Source organism: Microbacterium sp. KHB019 (genome assembly GCF_037285405.1).
Taxonomy (GTDB): Bacteria; Actinomycetota; Actinomycetes; order Actinomycetales; family Microbacteriaceae; genus Microbacterium.
Window position 1 is genome coordinate 1 of sequence record NZ_JBBDHF010000005.1, and the last position, 18,183, is coordinate 18,183.

The 18,183-nt window shown below is 68.1% G+C and carries 19 protein-coding genes and 1 rRNA gene; 1 reads left to right on the forward strand and 19 read right to left on the reverse strand.

All coding sequences use genetic code 11. The annotated features are described in order from the left end of the window. Window positions 1-128: 128 nt before the first annotated feature. Entirely contained in the window at window positions 129-1,199 is a 1,071-nt protein-coding gene (locus tag KHB019_RS14970) for a Glu/Leu/Phe/Val dehydrogenase family protein (protein ID WP_337459352.1), read from the reverse strand. 180 nt (window positions 1,200-1,379) lie between these two features. Here KHB019_RS14970 and KHB019_RS14975 point away from each other — a divergent pair, with 180 nt between their 5' ends. Continuing rightward, entirely contained in the window at window positions 1,380-1,940 is a 561-nt protein-coding gene (locus KHB019_RS14975; protein WP_337459353.1) for a carboxymuconolactone decarboxylase family protein, read from the forward strand. Between the two features lies 1 nt (window position 1,941). On the opposite strand, the gene der is transcribed toward KHB019_RS14975, so the two are convergent. From der to rrf, 18 genes are all read right to left on the reverse strand, one after another. Next, window positions 1,942-3,465, reverse strand: coding sequence for a ribosome biogenesis GTPase Der (gene der / locus KHB019_RS14980; protein ID WP_230103104.1), 1,524 nt, complete (start codon window positions 3,463-3,465; stop codon window positions 1,942-1,944). Further along, on the reverse strand, window positions 3,455-4,177 hold the full coding sequence (gene cmk, locus KHB019_RS14985; RefSeq protein WP_230103105.1) for a (d)CMP kinase: 723 nt from the start codon (window positions 4,175-4,177) through the stop codon (window positions 3,455-3,457). The genes der and cmk overlap by 11 nt, the downstream gene beginning before the upstream one ends. Continuing rightward, entirely contained in the window at window positions 4,170-5,294 is a 1,125-nt protein-coding gene (locus KHB019_RS14990; RefSeq protein ID WP_230103106.1) for a prephenate dehydrogenase, read from the reverse strand. The genes cmk and KHB019_RS14990 overlap by 8 nt, the downstream gene beginning before the upstream one ends. Continuing rightward, window positions 5,291-6,097: a pseudouridine synthase gene (locus KHB019_RS14995; RefSeq protein ID WP_337459354.1), complete on the reverse strand. Its 807-nt coding sequence runs from the start codon at window positions 6,095-6,097 to the stop codon at window positions 5,291-5,293. The genes KHB019_RS14990 and KHB019_RS14995 overlap by 4 nt, the downstream gene beginning before the upstream one ends. After that, window positions 6,094-6,693 carry an SMC-Scp complex subunit ScpB gene (gene scpB, locus KHB019_RS15000; RefSeq protein WP_325471732.1) on the reverse strand — a complete coding sequence of 200 codons (600 nt, stop codon included), beginning with the start codon at window positions 6,691-6,693 and terminating at the stop codon, window positions 6,094-6,096. The genes KHB019_RS14995 and scpB overlap by 4 nt, the downstream gene beginning before the upstream one ends. Then, complete coding sequence (locus KHB019_RS15005) at window positions 6,683-7,546, reverse strand: segregation and condensation protein A (protein WP_443193221.1); 864 nt, start codon at window positions 7,544-7,546, stop codon at window positions 6,683-6,685. The genes scpB and KHB019_RS15005 overlap by 11 nt, the downstream gene beginning before the upstream one ends. Beyond that, window positions 7,530-8,363, reverse strand: coding sequence for a ParA family protein (locus KHB019_RS15010; RefSeq protein ID WP_230103136.1), 834 nt, complete (start codon window positions 8,361-8,363; stop codon window positions 7,530-7,532). The genes KHB019_RS15005 and KHB019_RS15010 overlap by 17 nt, the downstream gene beginning before the upstream one ends. A gap of 147 nt (window positions 8,364-8,510) precedes the next feature. Beyond that, on the reverse strand, window positions 8,511-9,413 hold the full coding sequence (gene xerD / locus KHB019_RS15015; protein ID WP_325471731.1) for a site-specific tyrosine recombinase XerD: 903 nt from the start codon (window positions 9,411-9,413) through the stop codon (window positions 8,511-8,513). Window positions 9,414-9,415: 2 nt separating this feature from the next. Then, the gene (locus KHB019_RS15020; protein WP_230103110.1) at window positions 9,416-9,979 is read right to left on the reverse strand and encodes an NUDIX domain-containing protein; all 564 of its coding nucleotides are present in this window, start codon (window positions 9,977-9,979) and stop codon (window positions 9,416-9,418) included. Next, window positions 9,972-11,669 (reverse strand): CTP synthase, encoded by a 1,698-nt coding sequence (locus tag KHB019_RS15025; protein ID WP_337459360.1) that lies wholly within the window; start codon window positions 11,667-11,669, stop codon window positions 9,972-9,974. Before KHB019_RS15025 ends, KHB019_RS15020 begins: the two co-directional genes overlap by 8 nt. 26 nt (window positions 11,670-11,695) lie before the next feature. Continuing rightward, window positions 11,696-13,387 (reverse strand): DNA repair protein RecN, encoded by a 1,692-nt coding sequence (recN, locus tag KHB019_RS15030; RefSeq protein ID WP_337459355.1) that lies wholly within the window; start codon window positions 13,385-13,387, stop codon window positions 11,696-11,698. Further along, window positions 13,384-14,295, reverse strand: a complete 912-nt coding sequence (locus KHB019_RS15035) for an NAD kinase (RefSeq protein ID WP_337459356.1) — start codon at window positions 14,293-14,295, stop codon at window positions 13,384-13,386. The genes recN and KHB019_RS15035 overlap by 4 nt, the downstream gene beginning before the upstream one ends. Continuing rightward, the gene (locus KHB019_RS15040; protein ID WP_337459357.1) at window positions 14,292-15,089 is read right to left on the reverse strand and encodes a TlyA family RNA methyltransferase; all 798 of its coding nucleotides are present in this window, start codon (window positions 15,087-15,089) and stop codon (window positions 14,292-14,294) included. The genes KHB019_RS15035 and KHB019_RS15040 overlap by 4 nt, the downstream gene beginning before the upstream one ends. Continuing rightward, window positions 15,086-15,277: a hypothetical protein gene (locus KHB019_RS15045; protein WP_414684036.1), complete on the reverse strand. Its 192-nt coding sequence runs from the start codon at window positions 15,275-15,277 to the stop codon at window positions 15,086-15,088. Before KHB019_RS15045 ends, KHB019_RS15040 begins: the two co-directional genes overlap by 4 nt. 9 nt (window positions 15,278-15,286) lie before the next feature. Beyond that, window positions 15,287-16,318 (reverse strand): HAD-IIA family hydrolase, encoded by a 1,032-nt coding sequence (locus KHB019_RS15050; protein ID WP_325471726.1) that lies wholly within the window; start codon window positions 16,316-16,318, stop codon window positions 15,287-15,289. After that, entirely contained in the window at window positions 16,319-17,074 is a 756-nt protein-coding gene (locus KHB019_RS15055; protein ID WP_230103115.1) for a hypothetical protein, read from the reverse strand. Next, window positions 17,020-18,000: a hypothetical protein gene (locus KHB019_RS15060; protein ID WP_337459358.1), complete on the reverse strand. Its 981-nt coding sequence runs from the start codon at window positions 17,998-18,000 to the stop codon at window positions 17,020-17,022. The genes KHB019_RS15055 and KHB019_RS15060 overlap by 55 nt, the downstream gene beginning before the upstream one ends. A 108-nt stretch (window positions 18,001-18,108) precedes the next feature. Beyond that, window positions 18,109-18,183, reverse strand: a 5S ribosomal RNA gene (gene rrf / locus KHB019_RS15140); the annotation flags it as partial.

The window sequence follows — 18,183 nt, forward strand, 5'->3', positions numbered from 1 at the left end:
TAGCGTGGGACACGAAGGCCTCCTGTGTTGTGTGAGCGGTTTCTAGACAGCTCCACTCTCGCAACCGGAGGCCTTCACCCCTCAGCAATCACGAGCGATTCACACAACAACGTCCCTGGACATCACAACTAGACGGTCAGGGCAGGTGCCCCGGCGCGCAGGCGCTCAGCCGCGAGCTCCTCGGCTGCGGTCAGCGGAGTGATCCCCCGCTCCTCCGCGTCGGCGAGGATCCGGCGCACTGTGTCACCGATCTCCGCGACACGACCCATGATCTCCTCGCGCGTGCCCTGCTGCTTCGCCTCGAGGTCGAGGTAGATGACTCCACCCGCGTTGACGACGAAGTCGGGTGCGTACAGGATGCCACGAGCAGCGAGCCGGTCCGCGCCGCTGTGCGACGCGAGGGGGTTGTTCGCGGGGCCGCACACCGCACGGGTGTCGAGAGCGTCGATCACCTCGTCCGTGAGCAGCCCGCCGATGCCGGCCGGGACGAAGACGTCGGAGGCGACCAGGTGCTCGGATCCGGGCTCCGCCCAGGTCGCACCGAGCTCGCCGGCGAGATGGCGGCGTGCCGGGTTCACATCCGTGACGGTGAGAATCGCGCCCTCGGTGGACAGGCGGATTGCGAGGCGCCCACCGACCTGGCCGAGGCCCGAGATGGTGATACGGCGACCGGTGACATCCGCTGTTCCTGTGGTGCGCTCGAGAACGGCGCGCAGCGACTCGTAGACGCCGAGGCTCGTGGGGCCCGCCGGCTCGCCGGACCCACCAGTGGCATCCGGAAGTCCGACGACATGCGCCGTGCGCTCACCCACGACAGCCATGTCGTTCATGGTCGATCCGACATCTTCGGCCGTGCGGTACGAGCCGCCGAACGACTCGACGACATCGCCGAGGTCGAGGAAGGCATCACGGCGACGCTCGGCGTCGAGAACCGTTCCCTCCTCCAGCCCGATGACCGACTTCCCGCCTCCGGCATCCAGACCGGCAGTCGCGTTCTTCAGGGTCATCGCTGCCGAAAGACGCAGGGCATCACCGAGCGCGTCGCTCCAGTGCGGGTACGTCCACAGCCGGGCACCGCCCAGGGCAGAGCCGAGTACGGAGGAGTGCAGGGCGACGGCGATGAACAACCCGCTTCGCCTGCCGGTGGTCACCTCCACCCGCTCGTGGGAGAAATCGGGAAGGGGCAGGGTGTGCGACATTGCATCCTCTTTCAGCAGGCCTTGTGGGCAGCGTTGATGGATGCCGCGTGGTTGAGGCATCCACCCTCCATTGCACCACTCGGACCGCACTTCGGCAACCGGCAGGCCGCCCCTCGAACATCCCTGTCGGCCGACGCTCGATGGTGGGATCCTGAGAGCAGGACGCGAGGAGAACCTGCCATGTCGATCATCACCACCCCGGATGACGCCGATGAGGCCGTCGCCGATCTGTATGCCTCCGAGATCGCCGAACTCGGCTACGTGCCCAGCCACACCCGCATGATGGCGGTGAACCCGGATGCTTTCCGCGCCTTCCAGCAGCTGGTGCGCACGATCGTGTCACAGCTCGGGGTCCGCCGGTACGAACTCGCCACTCTTGCCGCCGCGGACGCGATCGGCTCGCAGTCATGCCGATACGCGCACGCGCGCAAGTCGCTGAAGCTCTTCGACGAGGAGCAGCTGGAACGGATCCTCCGCGACTATCACGACGCGCGGCTCAGCGACGCCGAGACGGCCTTGATGGACTTCGCGGCGAAGCTCAGCCGCGATTCGGCATCCATGACGGATGCCGACAGCCTCCGCCTGCGCGAGGTCGGATTCACCGACCGCGAGATCGTCGACATCGCCCTTGCGGCGTCGGTGCGCAACTACTTCAGTCGAGCACTGCACGCCCTTGCGGTCGAGGTCGACGTTCCGCCCGGGCTCAGCCCGAGCATCCAGGATGCGTTGACGACGAGCTGAGTCAGCGCTGGCGCTTCTCCCGCACACGCATGTTGATGACGATCGGCGTGCCCTCGAACTCGTACAGCTCGCGCAGACGGCGCTGGATGTACCGGCGGTAGCCGGGGTCGAGGAAGCCGGTCGTGAACAGCACGAACGTCGGCGGACGCGTCGATGCCTGCGTGCCGAACAGGATGCGCGGCTGCTTGCCACCGCGCAGCGGGTGCGGGTGCTCGGCGACGAGCTCGGAGATGAACGCATTGAACTTGCCGGTCGGGATGCGGCGATCCCAGTTCTCCAGAGCCGTCTCCAGCGCGGGGACGAGCTTGTCGAGGTGACGGCCGGTCTTGGCGGAGATGTTCACCCGAGGCGCCCAGCTCACGTGAGCGAGATCCTGCTCGATCTCGCGTTCGAGGTACCGGCGGCGGTCCTGGTTCTCGAGGTCCGTGTCGCTCAGGCGGTCCCACTTGTTGAACGCGAGGACGAGCGAACGACCGGACTCGAGCACGAGGTCGATGATGCGCACGTCCTGCTCGCTGAGCGGCTGCGACACGTCGAGCACGACGACGGCGACCTCGGCCTTCTCGAGGGCGGCAGAGGTTCGCAGCGACGCGTAGAAGTCCGCGCCCTGCTGCAGGTGCACGCGACGGCGGATACCTGCGGTGTCGATCAGACGCCAGAGCTTGCCACCGAGTTCGACGACCTCGTCCACCGGGTCGCGGGTCGTACCGGCGAGGTCGTTGACGACGACGCGCTCTTCGCCTGCGGCCTTGTTCAGGAGCGACGACTTGCCGACGTTCGGGCGACCGAGGATCGCGACGCGGCGCGGTCCGCCGATCTCGTACTTCGCGACGGCCGAGATGCTGGGCAGCTTCTCGAGCACGGCGTCGAGCAGGTCGGCGACACCGCGGCCGTGGACGGCCGAGGTCGGGTACGGCTGGCCGAGACCGAGGTTCCACAGGGCCGCGGACTCAGGCTCCTGGCGCGTGTCGTCGATCTTGTTCGCGACGAGGAACACCGGCTTGCCGCTCTTGCGCAGCAACCGCACGACGTGCTCGTCGGTGGACGTGGCGCCCACCATCGCGTCGACGACGAACAGCACGACGTCGCACAGGTCGATGGCGATCTCGGCCTGCGCTGCGACGGAGCGGTCGATGCCCTTGGCATCCGGCTCCCACCCGCCGGTGTCGACGAGCGAGAACCGCCGGTCGTTCCACTCCGCCTTGTAGGTCACGCGGTCGCGGGTGACGCCGGGGGTGTCCTCGACGACGGCCTCGCGGCGGCCGAGGATGCGGTTCACCAGCGCGGACTTGCCGACGTTCGGGCGCCCGACGATCGCGACGACGGGGAGGGCGGGAAGGAACTCGACACCGCCCTCTGCGCGGCTGAGGCCCGCGAGGAGCTGAGCGTCTTCCTCATCGAGGTCGTAGTCGGCGAGACCGGCGCGCAGGGCCTCAGCGCGCTGTTCGGCGAGCTGCTCGTCGAGCTCATCCATCTTCTCGGCGAGGTGGTCGGGGCCACCTTCGTATTCTTCGTCAGCGGCCATGTTCCGCTCCTTGCTTTCGGTCGATCACCGCGAGTACGGCGTCGATGGTCTGTGGGAAATCGAGGTGGGTGGTGTCGACGACCTCGACGCCTTCTGCGGCGTTCAGGAAGTCGACGACGGCGCTGTCGGAGGCATCGCGCTTGTGCAGTGCTGCTGCCACCTCCGCAGCGTTCTCTCCGGCGAGCTCACCGGCTCGCCTGGCCGCGCGCACCTCGGGCGCAGCGGTGAGGAGGATGCGGACCGGTGCATCAGGGGCGACGACGGTGGTGATGTCGCGCCCCTCGACGACGACGGCCGGGTGGGGCGCGTGCGCGACGAGAGACCGGAAGAAGATGTTGACCTGCTCGCGGACGGCGGGCACGCGGGCGACACCGCTGACGGCGCCGGAGACGCGCGGCTCGCGGATCGCCGCCGTGATGTCCGTCTCGCCGATGCCGACGGTGCGGTCGTCGGGGTCGAGACCGAGACGCAGATCGAATTCGGATGCCGCGGCCAGAACGGCCTGCGAGTCATCGGTGTCGTCGCCGCGCTCGAGGACGTGCCACGCGAGCGCACGGTATGCGGCACCGGTGTCGAGGAGACCGTAGCCGCGCTGCCGGGCGATCGCCGCTGACACGCTCGACTTGCCGGAACCTGCGGGGCCGTCGATGGCGATGAACTTGCCCGCTCCGGGCAAGTTCACCTGTGCTGAGCCTGTCGAAGTGCTACTCATTGGTCGCTCCTGCAATCCGCCATCCGCGCTCCTGCAGTCCCTCCACCGCGCCGAGCAGAGCGGCGGGGGCCACACTGATCTCGGCGAGGCCGAACTGCGCGCCCGGCGAATGCTCCAGGCGCAGATCCTCTACGTTCACACCCAGCTCGCCCAGCTCGCCGAACAGACGTCCGAGCTGGCCGGCGGTGTCGTCCACCATGACGACGAGCTGCTCGAACTTGCGGTTCTGGCCGTGCTTGCCTGGGAGTCGCTCGACGCCGTCGTTGCCCTGTCTGATCGTCTCGGCGACTGCTCGACGCGCGCCGGGCGCGTCGGGGGCGCGAAGCGCGTCCGACACGGTCTTGAGGTCCGCGGCGAGGGCGTCGAGCACTTCGACGACGGGATCGGCGTTGGCCCCGAGGATCTGCACCCACAGTTCGGGGGCGGATGCCGCGATGCGGGTGGTGTCGCGGACGCCTTGTCCGGCGAGCCGCAGCGCGTCCTCGTCGGCCATCGCGAGGCGTGCGGCGAGAAGACTGGCGACGACCTGCGGAACGTGCGAGGTGAGCGCCACCGAGCGGTCGTGCTCCTCCGGCGTCATCTCGAGCGGCATGGCACCGACGTCGAGGGCGAGGTCTTCGACGAGAGCAAGATCCGCTGCGCGGGTCTCCTCGTCGCGGCAGACGACCCAGGGGCGCCCGATGAACAGATCGGCGCGGGCCGAGATCGCTCCCCCGCGCTCACGACCGGCGAGCGGATGCGACCCGATGTAGCGCGTGAGGTCGACGCCGCGATCCTTGAGCGCACGGAACGGCTCGAGCTTCACGCTCGCGACATCCGTGACGACAGCATCCGGGTGCTTCGCGAGCTCCGCCTCGATGACGTCGGCGGTCACGTCCGGCGGAACCGAGACGACGATCAGCGACGGGGCGTCGTCCTCGCGGGCAGCGCGTCCTGCGCCGTAGTCGATCGCCAGACGCAGCTGAGCGGGCGACGTGTCGGCGAGGACGACGTCGATTCCCTTGGCGCGCAGCGCATGCCCGATGCTCGCTCCGAGGAGCCCGGCACCGACGATGCGCACGGTCCCCGAGAGGCGCGGCGCGTTGCCGTTGCCATGGGTTCTGGCGGTGTCGCTCACTCGGTCTCCTGGGCGTCTCCCGGCGTAGCGTCCGCAGGGGCATCGTGGCGCGCGAGAGTCAGAAGCGCACCACGTTCGATTTTAGTCAGTTCTCTGCTCTTCCCCGCCGGGAGGGTTCCCAGGTGGAGAGGACCGAACTGACGGCGCACGAGTTCGGTGACGGGATGCCCCACCTCGGCGAGCATCCGGCGCACGATCCGGTTGCGTCCGGAGTGCAGAGTGAGCTCGACGAGGCTGGCCCCGCGGGAAGCGTCGAGCAGCCGTGCTTTGTCCGCCTGGATGAAGCCGTCGTCAAGATCGAAGCCCGTTGTGAGCTTGGCGATCGTCTGAGCCGTGACGGTTCCCTCGACCTTGGCGATGTACACCTTGGTCACCCCGAACGACGGGTGGGCGAGCACGTGGGCGAGCTCGCCGTCGTTCGTGAGGATGAGCAGTCCGCTGGTCTCGGCATCCAGTCGCCCGACGTTGTACAGCCGCTCCTCGTACTCCTTCGTGAACCGGCGCAGGTCGGGGCGTCCGTTCTCGTCCTTCATCGTGCTGACGACGCCGGTGGGCTTGTTCAGCATCACGTAGCGCTTCGACACGTCAAGCTGGATCGCCGTGCCGTCGACGTCGACGAGGTCGTTCTCGGGGTCGATGCGGCGGCCGAGCTCTTCGACGACTTCACCGTTGACGCGGATGCGCCCCTCGACGATGTAGTTCTCCACGACGCGGCGCGATGCCACGCCCGCGGCGGCGAGGACCTTCTGCAGGCGGACGCCTTCTGGTCCTGCGTCGGTCCCTGAGCTTGTCGAATGGGTCATCGGATGGTTCCTTCGTCGAATCCTTCTGCACCGTCGTCGAGCAGCGGCGAGATCGGCGGCAGCTCGTCGAGCGAGTTGATGCCGAGGTTCTGCAGCAGTGCGTCCGTGGTGCCGTAATTGATGGCGCCGGTCTCGGAGTCGGCGAACAGTTCGGTGATGAGTCCGCGCGCGAGCAGCGTGCGCACGACGGAGTCGACGTTCACCGCGCGGATGGATGCCACCTGGCTGCGGGTGACCGGCTGTTTGTAGGCGATGACCGCGAGAGTCTCGAGCGCCGCCTGCGAGAGCCGCGCAGGCGCCTGTCCGCCGACGAACTCCGCGACGAGGTCGTCGTGGTCTTCGCGGACGTACAGCCGCCACCCTCCGCCGACCTCGCGCAGCTCGAATCCTCGACGGGGCCCGGAGCCGTTGCCGTCGTAGTCGTCGACGAGCGTCTCGATCGCCTGGCGCACGGCCGGCACCGGCGCGCCGACAGCCGCGGCGAGGGCGATGAGGCCGAGCGGCTCGTCGATGATCAGGAGGATCGCTTCGAGCTTCTCGGTCAGTGGAGTCTCGAGCACGGCGGTCACTGAGCCTGTCGAAGTGTCATCGGTCATAGTCGGCTCCCAGGCTCGCCAGTGTCTCGTCCGACCAGGAGTCGGCGGCCCAGCGCAGCGTGAGCTCGCCGAGCGGTTCCAGTTGTTCGAAGGACAGCGCCGCGTGACGGTACAGCTCGAGCACCGAGATGAACCGTGCCACGACGATGCCGGGCTCTGCGGTGCCGGCGACGAGTTCGCGGAACGTCAGCGACTCGCTGGTGCGCAGCAGGGTGACGACGATCGCAGCCTGCTCGCGGATGCTGACCAGCGGTGCGTGCAGATGGTCGAAGCCGACGGTCGGGATCTCCTTGGGCGCGAACGCGAGGAGGGCGAGGGCCGCGAAGTCATCGGCGCTGAGCGTCCAGACCAGTTCCGGAGTCTGGCGTCGGTGCTTCTCGTCGAGTCGAACGGCCCGGGTGTGGCGGCGGTCTTCGCGCTGCAGGCACCGCGCGAACCACGCCGAGACCTCTTTGAACGCCCGGTACTGCAGCAACCGCGCGAACAGCAGGTCGCGCGCCTCGAGCAGCGCGACGGCTTCGGCGTCGACGAGCTCGCCCTGGGGCAGGAGCCCCGCGACCTTCATGTCGAGCAGGGTCGCCGCGACGACGAGGAATTCGGATGCCTGATCCAGCTCCTCGTCGGCCTCGAGCTCTTTCAGGTACGAGATGAAATCGTTCGTCACTGCGCTGAGCGAGACCTCGGTGATGTCCATCTCGTGCTTCGAGATGAGGTTCAACAGCAGGTCGAACGGCCCGTCGAAGTTCGTCAGCGAGACGCGGAACCCTTCGACGGGTTCAGGGGCCGCATCCGCAGACTCGATCCCTGAGCCTGTCGAGGGATCGGCGACCTCCTCGCTACGCGACGGCGCCACGGGCGACCAGCTCCCGAGCCAGTCGCAGGTACGCCTGAGCGGCGGCATGCTCCGGCGCGAACTCGGTGATGGGCACCCCGGACACCGACGCGTCGGGGAACTTCACAGTGCGTCCGATCACGGTCTCGAGCACATCGTCGCCGAAGGCCTCGACCACACGCTCCAGCACCTCGCGCGAGTGCAGAGTGCGAGCGTCGTACATCGTGGCGAGCAGGCCGTCGAGCTGGATCGCGGGGTTCAGCCGGTCGCGCACCTTCTCGATGGTCTCGATGAGCAGCGCCACGCCGCGGAGGGCGAAGAACTCGCACTCCAGCGGGATGAGCACGCCGTGGCTCGCGGTGAGGGCGTTGACCGTGAGCAACCCGAGCGAGGGCTGGCAGTCGATGAGGATGACGTCGTACTCCCCCGCCACCTGACGCAGCACGCGGGCGAGGATCGTCTCACGCGCGACCTCGTTGACGAGGTGCACCTCGGCCGCTGACAGGTCGATGTTCGCCGGCATGACGTCGAGTCCCGCCACATTGGACGTCACGATCGCGTCGTGCGCGTCGCGCTTGGTGTCCAGCAGCAGGTCGTAGACCGTGGGGACGTCGTGGGTCTGGATGCCGAGGCCCGCAGACAGGGCTCCCTGCGGATCGAAGTCGACGGCCAGCACCTTGCGGCCGTATTCGGCGAGGGATGCTGCGAGGTTGATCGACGTGGTCGTCTTGCCGACGCCGCCCTTCTGGTTGCACAGCGCGATGATGCGCGCGGGCCCATGGGACTGAAGCGGAGCGGGAGTCGGGAAGCCATGGTAGGGACGCCCGGTGGGACCCATGGGGGTGTCGTCGGTCTTCGACGTCTTGCCCTTGGTCTTCGTCGCGTTCTGAGCCACCGAATCTCCTGCTTCCCTCATGCTTGCTCGATTCTAGCTATTCACCTGCGATTCCGCCGGTTCCGTGCCCGGCGATCCCCCAGGAGCCCGTCAGCGGGCACGCGGATGCGACGTCGCGTAGATGTCGCGCAGCGTGTCGACCGAGACATGCGTGTAGATCTGCGTGGTCGCCACGGACGCGTGTCCGAGCAGCTCCTGCACGACGCGCACATCCGCGCCGCCCTGCAGAAGATGAGTGGCGAACGAGTGCCGCAGCGTGTGAGGCGAGACCTCCGACGTGATCTGGGCGCGCTCTGCGGCCGATCTGATCACCAACCACGCGCTCTGCCGCGACAGCGGGGCCCCGCGGGCGCCGAGGAACAGCCGCGCCGACGCCCTGCCCTTCGCCGCGAGAGCCGGCCTGACCCGCGTCAGGTACGCACCGACGGCATCCCGGGCGAACGATCCGATCGGCACGATCCGCTCCTTCGCCCCCTTGCCGCGAAGACGCAGCACATCGCCGTGGGCGAGGTCGTCGACGTCCAGCCCGACCGCCTCCGAGACGCGCGCGCCCGTGGCGTACAGCAGCTCGAGCAGTGCGCGATCCCTGATGCCGAGAGGATTCTCGGCGGATGGGGCCGCAAGCAGCCGCTCGACCTGATCGATCGTCAGGGCCTTCGGCAGCCGCTGCGGCATCTTCGGCGGTCGAAGCCGGCCAGTCGGATCCTCGACCTCGATCCCCTCCCGGACCAGGAACCTGTGCAGCCCGCGCACGGACGACTGCAGTCGGGCGAGACTCGTCGCCGCCGGCGCCGGAACGACGGACGAGCGGTCGGCGATGAAGCGGCCGATGATCGCACCCGTCACAGCCGTCGTGTCGTCGATCCCGGCATCCGACAGCCACTGAAGATACACGGCGAGATCGCGCCGATACGCGCCGACCGTGTGCTCCGACAGGCCGCGCTCGATCGTGATGTGCCGCAGGTAGGCGTCCACCGCCCGATCCACGCGCATGGTTACGCCCGCAGTCTCCGCTCGGCAGCGAGCACGCCGACGGACAAGATGCCGTTGCGCAGCCGGCCGGCGAGCACGGCGTCCACGGCATCCGAGAGTGGAACCCACTTGAGCCGGATGTCGGCCTCCTCGTCCTCCCGCGCGTACACGTCAGGAGCCGCCTGGATGCCTGTGGCGAGGTAGATGCGGATCAACTCGCTGTTGCCACCGGGCGTCGTCCACGTCGAGACGAGCAGGTCCCAGTTCCGGGCCGTGAGGTCGGCCTCCTCGGCGAGCTCGCGCTGCGCGGCGACCATGGGGTCCTCACCCTCGATGTCGAGAAGACCTGCGGGCAGCTCCCAGTCCCGATGGCGGATCGGATGCCGGTACTGCTGGATCAGCAGCACCTTGCCGTCGTCGTCCACCGCGAGAACCGCGACGGCCCCGGTGTGATCGACGTACTCCCGAACGATCTCCCCGTCACCGTACGCGACGCGGTCCGAGCGGACATCCCAGACCCAGCCCTTGTAAACGAGGTCGCTCTGGAGGACTTCCGGCTCGAACGGCTCGTCGCGGAGCTCAGTCATCTGCTTCGACGTCGAACAGCTCGCTGGAGCGGTGACGTTCGATCGCCGCGCCGATGAGTCCGCGGAACAGCGGGTGCGGATCCGTCGGACGCGAACGCAGCTCGGGGTGCGCCTGCGTGGCGATGTAGTACGGGTGCACGTCGCGCGGCAGCTCGACGAACTCGACGAGATCCAGCTCGGGGTTGAGGCCCGAGAACACCAGACCGGCGTCCGACAGGCGAGCACGGTAGGCGTTGTTGACCTCGTAGCGGTGGCGGTGGCGCTCAGAGATCTTCGTGCCGCCGTACACCTCCGCCGCCAGCGAGCCATCGGCGAGCGACGCCTCGTAGAGGCCCAGGCGCATCGTGCCGCCGAGGTCTCCGCCGTCGAGGATCTCGATCTGCTCAGCCATCGTGGCGATGACGGGCTCGGTGGTCTCCGGGTCGAACTCGCTCGAGGACGCACCGGCGATACCGGCGATGTTGCGGCCGTACTCGATGACCATGCACTGCAGACCCAGGCACAGGCCGAGCGTCGGGATGCCCTGCTCGCGTGCGAACTTCAGCGCGCCCAGCTTGCCCTCGATGCCGCGGATGCCGAAGCCACCGGGAACGCAGATGCCGTCGAGGTCGGACAGCGCCTTGGCTGCACCCTCCGGTGTCTCGCACGAGTCGGAGGGGATCCAGCGGATGCTGACGTGCGCCTCGTGGGCGAAGCCGCCAGCGCGCAGCGCCTCGGTCACGGAGAGGTATGCGTCCGGCAGGTCGATGTACTTGCCGACCAGGCCGATGGTCACCTCGTGCTTGGGGTTGTGGACGGCCTGCAGCACCTTCTGCCAGCGCGACCAGTCGACCTCGGTCGCTGCCTTGCTGTCGAGGCCGAGGCGACGAACGATGTAGGAGTCGAGACCCTGGTCGTTGAGGGTCGAGGGGATGTCGTAGATGCTCGGCAGGTCGACGGTGTTGATGACGCCTTCGACGTCGACGTCGCACATGAGCGCGATCTTGTTGCGGTTCGACTCGCTGACGGGCCGATCGCTGCGCAGCACGAGCGCGTCCGGCTGGATGCCGACCTGGCGGAGCGCTGCGACGGAGTGCTGGGTCGGCTTGGTCTTCTGCTCGCCGGAGGCGCCCATGAACGGCACGAGAGAGACGTGCACGAAGAACACGTTGTCGCGGCCGAGCTCGTGACGAAGCTGACGCGCTGACTCGAGGAACGGCTGCGACTCGATGTCGCCGACCGTGCCGCCGACCTCGGTGATGATCACGTCGGGACGCGGCTCCTCCGTCGCCTGCAAGCGCATGCGGCGCTTGATCTCGTCGGTGATGTGCGGGATGACCTGCACCGTGTCGCCGAGGTACTCGCCGCGGCGCTCCTTGGCGATGACCTGCGAGTAGATCTGCCCCGTGGTCACGTTGGCGGCCTGCGACAGGTTGATGTCGAGGAAGCGCTCGTAGTGTCCGATGTCGAGATCGGTCTCGGCACCGTCATCCGTGACGAAGACCTCACCGTGCTGGAACGGGTTCATCGTGCCGGGGTCGACGTTCAGATAAGGGTCGAGCTTCTGCATCACGACGCGGAGTCCGCGGGCGGTGAGCAGATTGCCGAGGCTCGCAGCCGTCAGGCCCTTGCCCAAAGAAGAAACGACACCACCTGTCACGAAGATGTGCTTGGTCGTGTCGTTTTCGGGCCCCGCCTCAGAAGAGTTCATCACGGGCTTCAATCCTAACAGTTCGCTCAGACGGAGAGGCTGAGAAGTTCTCGGGCATGGGTGAGGGCGGCATCCGAATCGGTGAGTCCCGAGAGCAGCCTGGCCATCTCGGCCTCGCGCTCGGGACCCTCCAGACGCCTGACGCTCGATGCGGTCACTGCGCCGTCGTTGGACTTCACGACGGAAAGATGATTCGACGCGAACGCCGCGACCTGCGCCAGGTGCGTCACAGCGATGACCTGCGACGACTCTGCAAGCCGGGCGAGTCTGCGGCCCACCTCGATCGCCGCGGCACCGCCGATTCCGGCATCCACCTCGTCGAACACGAAGGTCGGCACGGGGTCGGTGCCGGCGATGACGACCTCGATCGCGAGCATGACGCGCGACAGCTCGCCGCCGGAGGCGCTCTTGGCGACCGAGCGCGGTTCGGCTCCCGGATGCGGGGCGAGCAGGATCGCGACGTCGTCACGGCCATGAGCGCTCTCGACGCCTTCCCGAATCGCGACCTGGAGACGCGCGTCGGGCATGGCGAGGGCATGCAGTTCTTCGGTGACCTCGGCGCCGAGCCGTCCTGCGGCTTCTGTGCGCACACCGGTCAGTGCTGACGCTGCCGCATCGAGGTCGGCACGGGCATCGTCGCGCTCCGCTTGGAGACGCTCGAGCCGGTCGCCGTCGTCATCGAGTTCGGCGAGGCGGGTGGAACCCGTCCGCCAGACCTCCAGTGCCTCATCCAGCGAGCCGTGCGCCCGGATCAGCGTGTTCAGTGCAGCGCGGCGCTCTTCGACCGCGGCGAGCTCGTGCGGCCCGGTCTCGTCGAGGTCGGCGAGGTAGGCCGACAGCTGCAGGGCGAGATCTGCGAGACGATAGCCGACATCGGCGACGCCCTCCGCGATCTTCGCGAGTTCGGGGTCTGTGGCGCGCTCGAGGTTGCGACGGGCCTCCGCGACGAGCGCGGACGCGTCTGCCTCGCCCTCCTCGCTGGAGATCGCGTTGCGGGCGAGGGATGCTGCGAGCCGCAGCTCTTCGGAGTTCGCGAGACGCTCAGCGCGCTCGGTGAGCACGACGTCCTCACCCTCCTCCGGTGCGGTCGCCTCGATCAGCGCCAGCGCCTCACGGAGGCGGCCTGCCTCTTCGGCACGACGGTCGCGGTTCTCGGAGAGGTCTGCGATCTCGGCATCCAGCTCGCGCCAGCGGGCGAATGCCACCGAGTAGGCCTCGAGCGCTTTCGCCACCGGTGCTCCGCCGAAGCGGTCCAGCGCGTCGCGCTGCGCAGCAGCTGATCGCAGCCGCAGCTGCTCTGACTGGCCGTGCACGACGACGAGCTCATCCGCGAGTGATGACAGCACGCCGGCGGGGGCCGCTCGCCCTCCGACGCTGGCACGGCTGCGTCCCTCGGCGCTGAGCGTCCGCGAGACATACAGTTCGCCCTGGCCGCCGCCGTCATCGCCGAACGCCTCGAGCTCGCCACCGGCATCCGCGACGATATCGGCGATCGGTCCCTCAGTCGGGACGATCCACACGCCGGCGACGGACGCCTGGCTCGCGCCGGCGCGCACGGCGCCGGAGTCTGCCCGCTGGCCGAGCAGCAGACCGAGTCCGGTGACGACCATGGTCTTGCCCGCTCCGGTCTCGCCGGTGATCGCGGTGAATCCTGGGCCGAGCGGCAGCACGGCATCGTCGATCACGCCGAGGCCCTGCATCCGCATCTCCTCGATCACGATGCCGCTCCTCGCCAGCCCGCCACCGGCAGCTGGAACTTGCGCACGAGCCGATCGGTGAACGCGGCCGGGTGCAGACGCGCCAGGCGCACTGGCCGCGAGGACCGGCGAGCCACGACGCGAGCACCGGGCGGCAGCTCGTGCGAGCGGCGTCCGTCGCACCAGAGGATTCCGGTTCCTGAGGTGCGCTCGAGCATCTCGATCGCCACCGAGGCGTCAGGACTGACGACGAGAGGGCGTGCGAAGAGGGCGTGCGCCGACAGCGGGATGACAGCGATGGCCTCGACCGTCGGCCAGATGACGGGTCCGCCGGCGGAGAAGTTGTATGCGGTCGAACCCGTTGGCGTCGAGATCACCATGCCGTCGCACCCGTAGCTCGACAACGGTCGGCCGTCGATCTCGACGACGACCTCGATCATCCGCTCGCGGCTGGCCTTCTCGACCGTCGCCTCGTTCAGCGCCCAGGTCTCGTAGACCACGGCGCCGGCGGCGTCCTTCACACGGACCGCGAGAGCCAGACGCTCTTCGACGGTGTAGTCACGGTCGATGACGCGCTGCACGGCGTCATCCATGGCGTCGCGCTCGATCTCGGCGAGGAAGCCGACGTGTCCCATGTTGATGCCGAGCACCGGGGCGCTGCGGGTGCCGCGCACGAGTTCGGCAGCGCGCAGGATCGTGCCGTCGCCCCCGAGAACGATGGCGAGCTCGAGATCGTCGACGTGGACGTCGTCGCCGAGCACATCCACGTCGGAGAAGTCGCCGTCGACCGCGGAGAGCTCGGCTCGATCCTCGTTCGACAGCACGGGATGCGCGCCTGCGGCGCGGAGCAGTTCGATGACTCGACGGGCCGCAGTGACCGTTTCGTCCCGGCCGGCATGGGCGACGACCAGGATGTTGCGCTCGTTCATCGTCCTCCCGCCAGCTCGTCGATGCGTCCTGTCCATTGTGACGGATTGCTGCCGCGTCCGGGCGCCATGTGGACGAGGAACTCGGCGTTTCCGTGCGTGCCGAGGATCGGCGAGGCGATGATCCCGAGCATCCCGAGCCCGACGTCCCATCCGTGCCAGACGACACGGGCTACGGCATCGGCGCGGGTGGCAGGGTCGGTGACGAGACCGCCTCGGACGGCGGTCCGGCCGACCTCGAACTGCGGCTTGACGAGGACGATGACGTCCGCATCGGATGCCGCGACATCGGCGGCCGCCGGAAGGATCAGTTCGAGCGAGATGAACGAGAGGTCCCCGACGATGAGACCTGGCGCCTCGGATTCGCCGGTGGCATCAGCGAGAGTCTGCGGCGTCATGTAGCGGACGTTGAATCCTTCGACGTCGACGACGCCGGGATCGGCCGCGATCGATGCTGCGAGCTGGCCGTGGCCGACGTCGACGGCGAGCACCTTACGAGCACCGCGTTCGCGGAGCACCTGCGTGAAACCGCCGGTCGATGCGCCCATGTCGAGCGCGAGCCGCCCGTCTGTCGGAACATCGAAGGCGTCCAGCGCTGCGACGAGCTTGTGGGCTCCCCGGCTGACGTAGTGGTCGGTCTCAGCGACGACGATCTCGGCGGTGTCGGACACCGCCGTCGACGGCTTGATGATCTGGCGGCCGTCCACGCTCACGAGGCCGCCCGCGATCAGGGTTGCCGCGTGCGTTCGGGAGCGTGCGAGTCCGCGGGAGGCGAGGGCGGCGTCGAGGCGCGTCACCGGTCTCCTGGCGAGGGCTTTTCCTGGCCCTTGTCGTATGAGTCCAGTCTCGTCCCGCTCTCGAGTCTGCGGAACAGGTCGTCGTGGACTGCCGTGTACGCGTCCGCCCTGGCTGCCAGCGGCTGGCCCTCGATCAGACGCAGACGGCTCCACAGACCATCGGTCGGCTGCGGGGTCTCGTCGTTCACGATTCCACTCTATGGCCGGTGGAAGGGATCGTCGTAGAGCCGCTCCGGGACCCTGAGCACGAAGACCGGGGTGCCGGAGTCCCAGATGGCGTGTGCGCCGGCGCGGACGAGGTCGATGTGCCGTTTGCCCTCGGCGAGGATCTCGACATCTCCCCCGACGACGCGGACCGTGGCACCGTTGACCGTGACGGCGCCGTTCTGGCGCTCGATCTTCGGGTACGGCTCATGCAGTTCGCGCAGATCGCTCAGGATGTAGGTCGGCCTGGACCCTTCGGCAGCGGCGAGAACGTGCTTCGGTCGGTCGATGCCCGTCAAGACGAGCACGGAGTCGATCCCGACGCGTGCAGCCCCCATGATGTCGGTGTCGAGGCGGTCGCCGATGAAAAGGGTCTTGTGCGCCTTGAAGCGTGCGATCGCCTCTTCGAAGATCGGCGCCTCTGGTTTGCCCGCGACTGTCGCCAGGCGTCCGACAGCGGTGTGGACGGCCGAGACCAGGGTGCCGTTGCCGGGGGCGACGCCGCGCTCGCGCGGAATCGTCCAGTCGCTGTTGGTGGCGATCCAGGGGATGCCGCCTTCTTCCTCGGGAACCTTCAGTGCGAACGCCGCTTCAGCGAGGTCCGTCCAGGCCACCTCGGGGGCGAAGCCCTGCACGACGGCATCCGGGGCGTCGTCCGCGCTGCGGGTGACGCGGTAGCCGGCCTTCTCCGCCTCGACGACGAGCCCCTCTCCCCCGACGATGAGCAGCGTGGCCGGAGCGGGAACGATGGTCGAAAGGAGGCGCATGGCTGCCTGAGGGCTGGTGACGACATCCTCGGCGGCGACGGAGAGCCCGAGCTCGGTGAGGTGGCCGGCCACGGATGCGTCGGTGCGTGAGGCGTTGTTCGTGATGTACCCGACCCGTCGCTTCGCGGCGACGCGGTTCAGGCTCTCCACCGCATGCGGGAGCGCACCTGCGCCGGCGTACACCACACCGTCGAGGTCAGCGAGAACGACGTCGACGCCGTCCAAGGGGGTCGGGCGCGTCTTGGAGAAGAGTCCCACTCAGGATTCCTCCTTCGGAGTCTCCTGAGGTTCAGGCGTGGACGGCTCCGTGGAGGCAGAGGGCTCGTCGTCGATATCGTCGTCGAACTCGCCTTCGATCAGTCCGTCCTCGATGAAGATCTCTTCGTCGTCCTCGTCGTTAAGACCCAGGGCATCCGCTGCGACTTCTGCGCGTGCACTCCAGAAGGCTGCCTCTTCTTCGCGGCCGAGATCCTCGAGGACGGCAGCGTGCGCGCCGAACAGGGCGGGGCTCCACTCGAAAGCGCGGTCCGGATCGAGTTCAGGAATCTGCAGCTCGCCGAGCGCGAGTTCAGCTTCGCCCTGGTCGAGACGCGCGCCGGACATCGCAATGGCCAGTGCGACGCGCACCGGGGTCGGCAGGGTGGCACGGTCGACTGCGCGACCGGCTTCGAGTGCGCGGTCGGGGCGACCGACGCCGCGTTCGCTGTCGACCATGAGGGCTATCTGGTCGTCCTTGCCCGAGATGCGACGGTACGTACGCAGTTCGCGCAGCGCGAGGGCGAAGTCACCGGTGGCGTAAGCGGTGATACCGAGAGTCTCGCGGACGATCGCGATGCGCCCAGCCCGACGGGATGCCGCGAGGGCATGCTTGTGGGCGAGTTCAGGATCCTCATCGATGAGCTGGGACGCCATCGCGAGGTGACGAGCGACCTGCTCGGCGTTCTCCTTGCTCAGCGTCTTCAGCTCGTTGCGAGCAGACTTGTGCAGGTCGTCCGCGGTGACCTCTTCGGGCACGATCGGGTCATCGTGGCGCGGTCGGTCATCAGACTGCCGATCAGTACGCTCGCGTCCTGCGCCTCCACGTTGCGGGAAGCCGCGGCCCTCAGAGTTCCGGGAATCGGTACGGCGGTCGTCGCGACGTTGATAGCCACCTTCACGCGGCTGGTAGCCACCTTCGCGGCGGTCACCATCACGACGCGGCGCAGCACCATCACGACGCTGGTAACCGCCCTCGCGCTGCTGGTAGCCGCCTTCGCGGCGGTCACCGTCACGACGAGGCGCGGCACCATCACGACGCTGGTAACCGCCCTCACGACGGTCACCATCACGACGAGGAGCAGCACCGTCGCGACGCTGGTAGCCACCTTCACGCTGCTGGTAGCCACCTTCGCGGCGGTCACCGTCACGACGAGGCGCGGCACCATCGCGACGCTGGTAGCCACCTTCACGCTGCTGGTAGCCACCTTCGCCGCGGTCACCGTCACGACGAGGCGCGGCACCATCGCGACGCTGGTAGCCACCTTCACGCTGCTGGTAGCCACCTTCGCGGCGGTCACCGTCACGACGAGGAGCAGCACCATCACGACGCTGGTAACCGCCCTCACGACGGTCACCATCACGACGAGGAGCAGCACCATCACGACGCTGATATCCACCCCCACGCTGCTGGTAGCCACCTTCGCGGCGGTCACCGTCACGACGAGGCGCGGCACCATCACGACGCTGATATCCACCCTCACGACGAGGCGCGGCACCATCACGACGCTGATATCCACCCTCACGACGGTCACCGTCACGACGAGGAGCAGCACCATCACGACGAGGCGCGGCGCCGTCACGACGAGGCGCGGCGCCGTCACGGCGCGGTGCGCCAGTGCGGCCTTCAGAGCCGGAGTTCTCAGTACGTGGCCGGCGGGGGCGGTCGTCCCGGCGGTCGTCATCGCGTCGTGGTCGGCGCTCGTCGTCGTTCGGCATGTACTGATTCTCTCAACTCTTCTGTTAACGCAAAATGGCCACCCTGCTTTGGGTGGCCATTTTGACTAAAAGGAGTCCGGCGGTGTCCTACTCTCCCACAGGGTCCCCCCTGCAGTACCATCGGCGCTGTGAGGCTTAGCTTCCGGGTT

Coding starts and splice junctions, on each gene's coding strand:
- KHB019_RS14970 (WP_337459352.1), bottom strand. CDS start 1,199: ATGTCGCACACCCTGCCCCTTCCCGATTTCTCCCACGAGCGGGTGGAG.
- KHB019_RS14975 (WP_337459353.1), top strand. CDS start 1,380: ATGTCGATCATCACCACCCCGGATGACGCCGATGAGGCCGTCGCCGAT.
- der (WP_230103104.1), bottom strand. CDS start 3,465: ATGGCCGCTGACGAAGAATACGAAGGTGGCCCCGACCACCTCGCCGAG.
- cmk (WP_230103105.1), bottom strand. CDS start 4,177: ATGAGTAGCACTTCGACAGGCTCAGCACAGGTGAACTTGCCCGGAGCG.
- KHB019_RS14995 (WP_337459354.1), bottom strand. CDS start 6,097: ATGACCCATTCGACAAGCTCAGGGACCGACGCAGGACCAGAAGGCGTC.
- scpB (WP_325471732.1), bottom strand. CDS start 6,693: ATGACCGATGACACTTCGACAGGCTCAGTGACCGCCGTGCTCGAGACT.
- KHB019_RS15010 (WP_230103136.1), bottom strand. CDS start 8,363: ATGGGTCCCACCGGGCGTCCCTACCATGGCTTCCCGACTCCCGCTCCG.
- xerD (WP_325471731.1), bottom strand. CDS start 9,413: ATGCGCGTGGATCGGGCGGTGGACGCCTACCTGCGGCACATCACGATC.
- KHB019_RS15020 (WP_230103110.1), bottom strand. CDS start 9,979: ATGACTGAGCTCCGCGACGAGCCGTTCGAGCCGGAAGTCCTCCAGAGC.
- KHB019_RS15025 (WP_337459360.1), bottom strand. CDS start 11,669: ATGAACTCTTCTGAGGCGGGGCCCGAAAACGACACGACCAAGCACATC.
- KHB019_RS15035 (WP_337459356.1), bottom strand. CDS start 14,295: ATGAACGAGCGCAACATCCTGGTCGTCGCCCATGCCGGCCGGGACGAA.
- KHB019_RS15060 (WP_337459358.1), bottom strand. CDS start 18,000: ATGACGACCGCCGGGACGACCGCCCCCGCCGGCCACGTACTGAGAACT.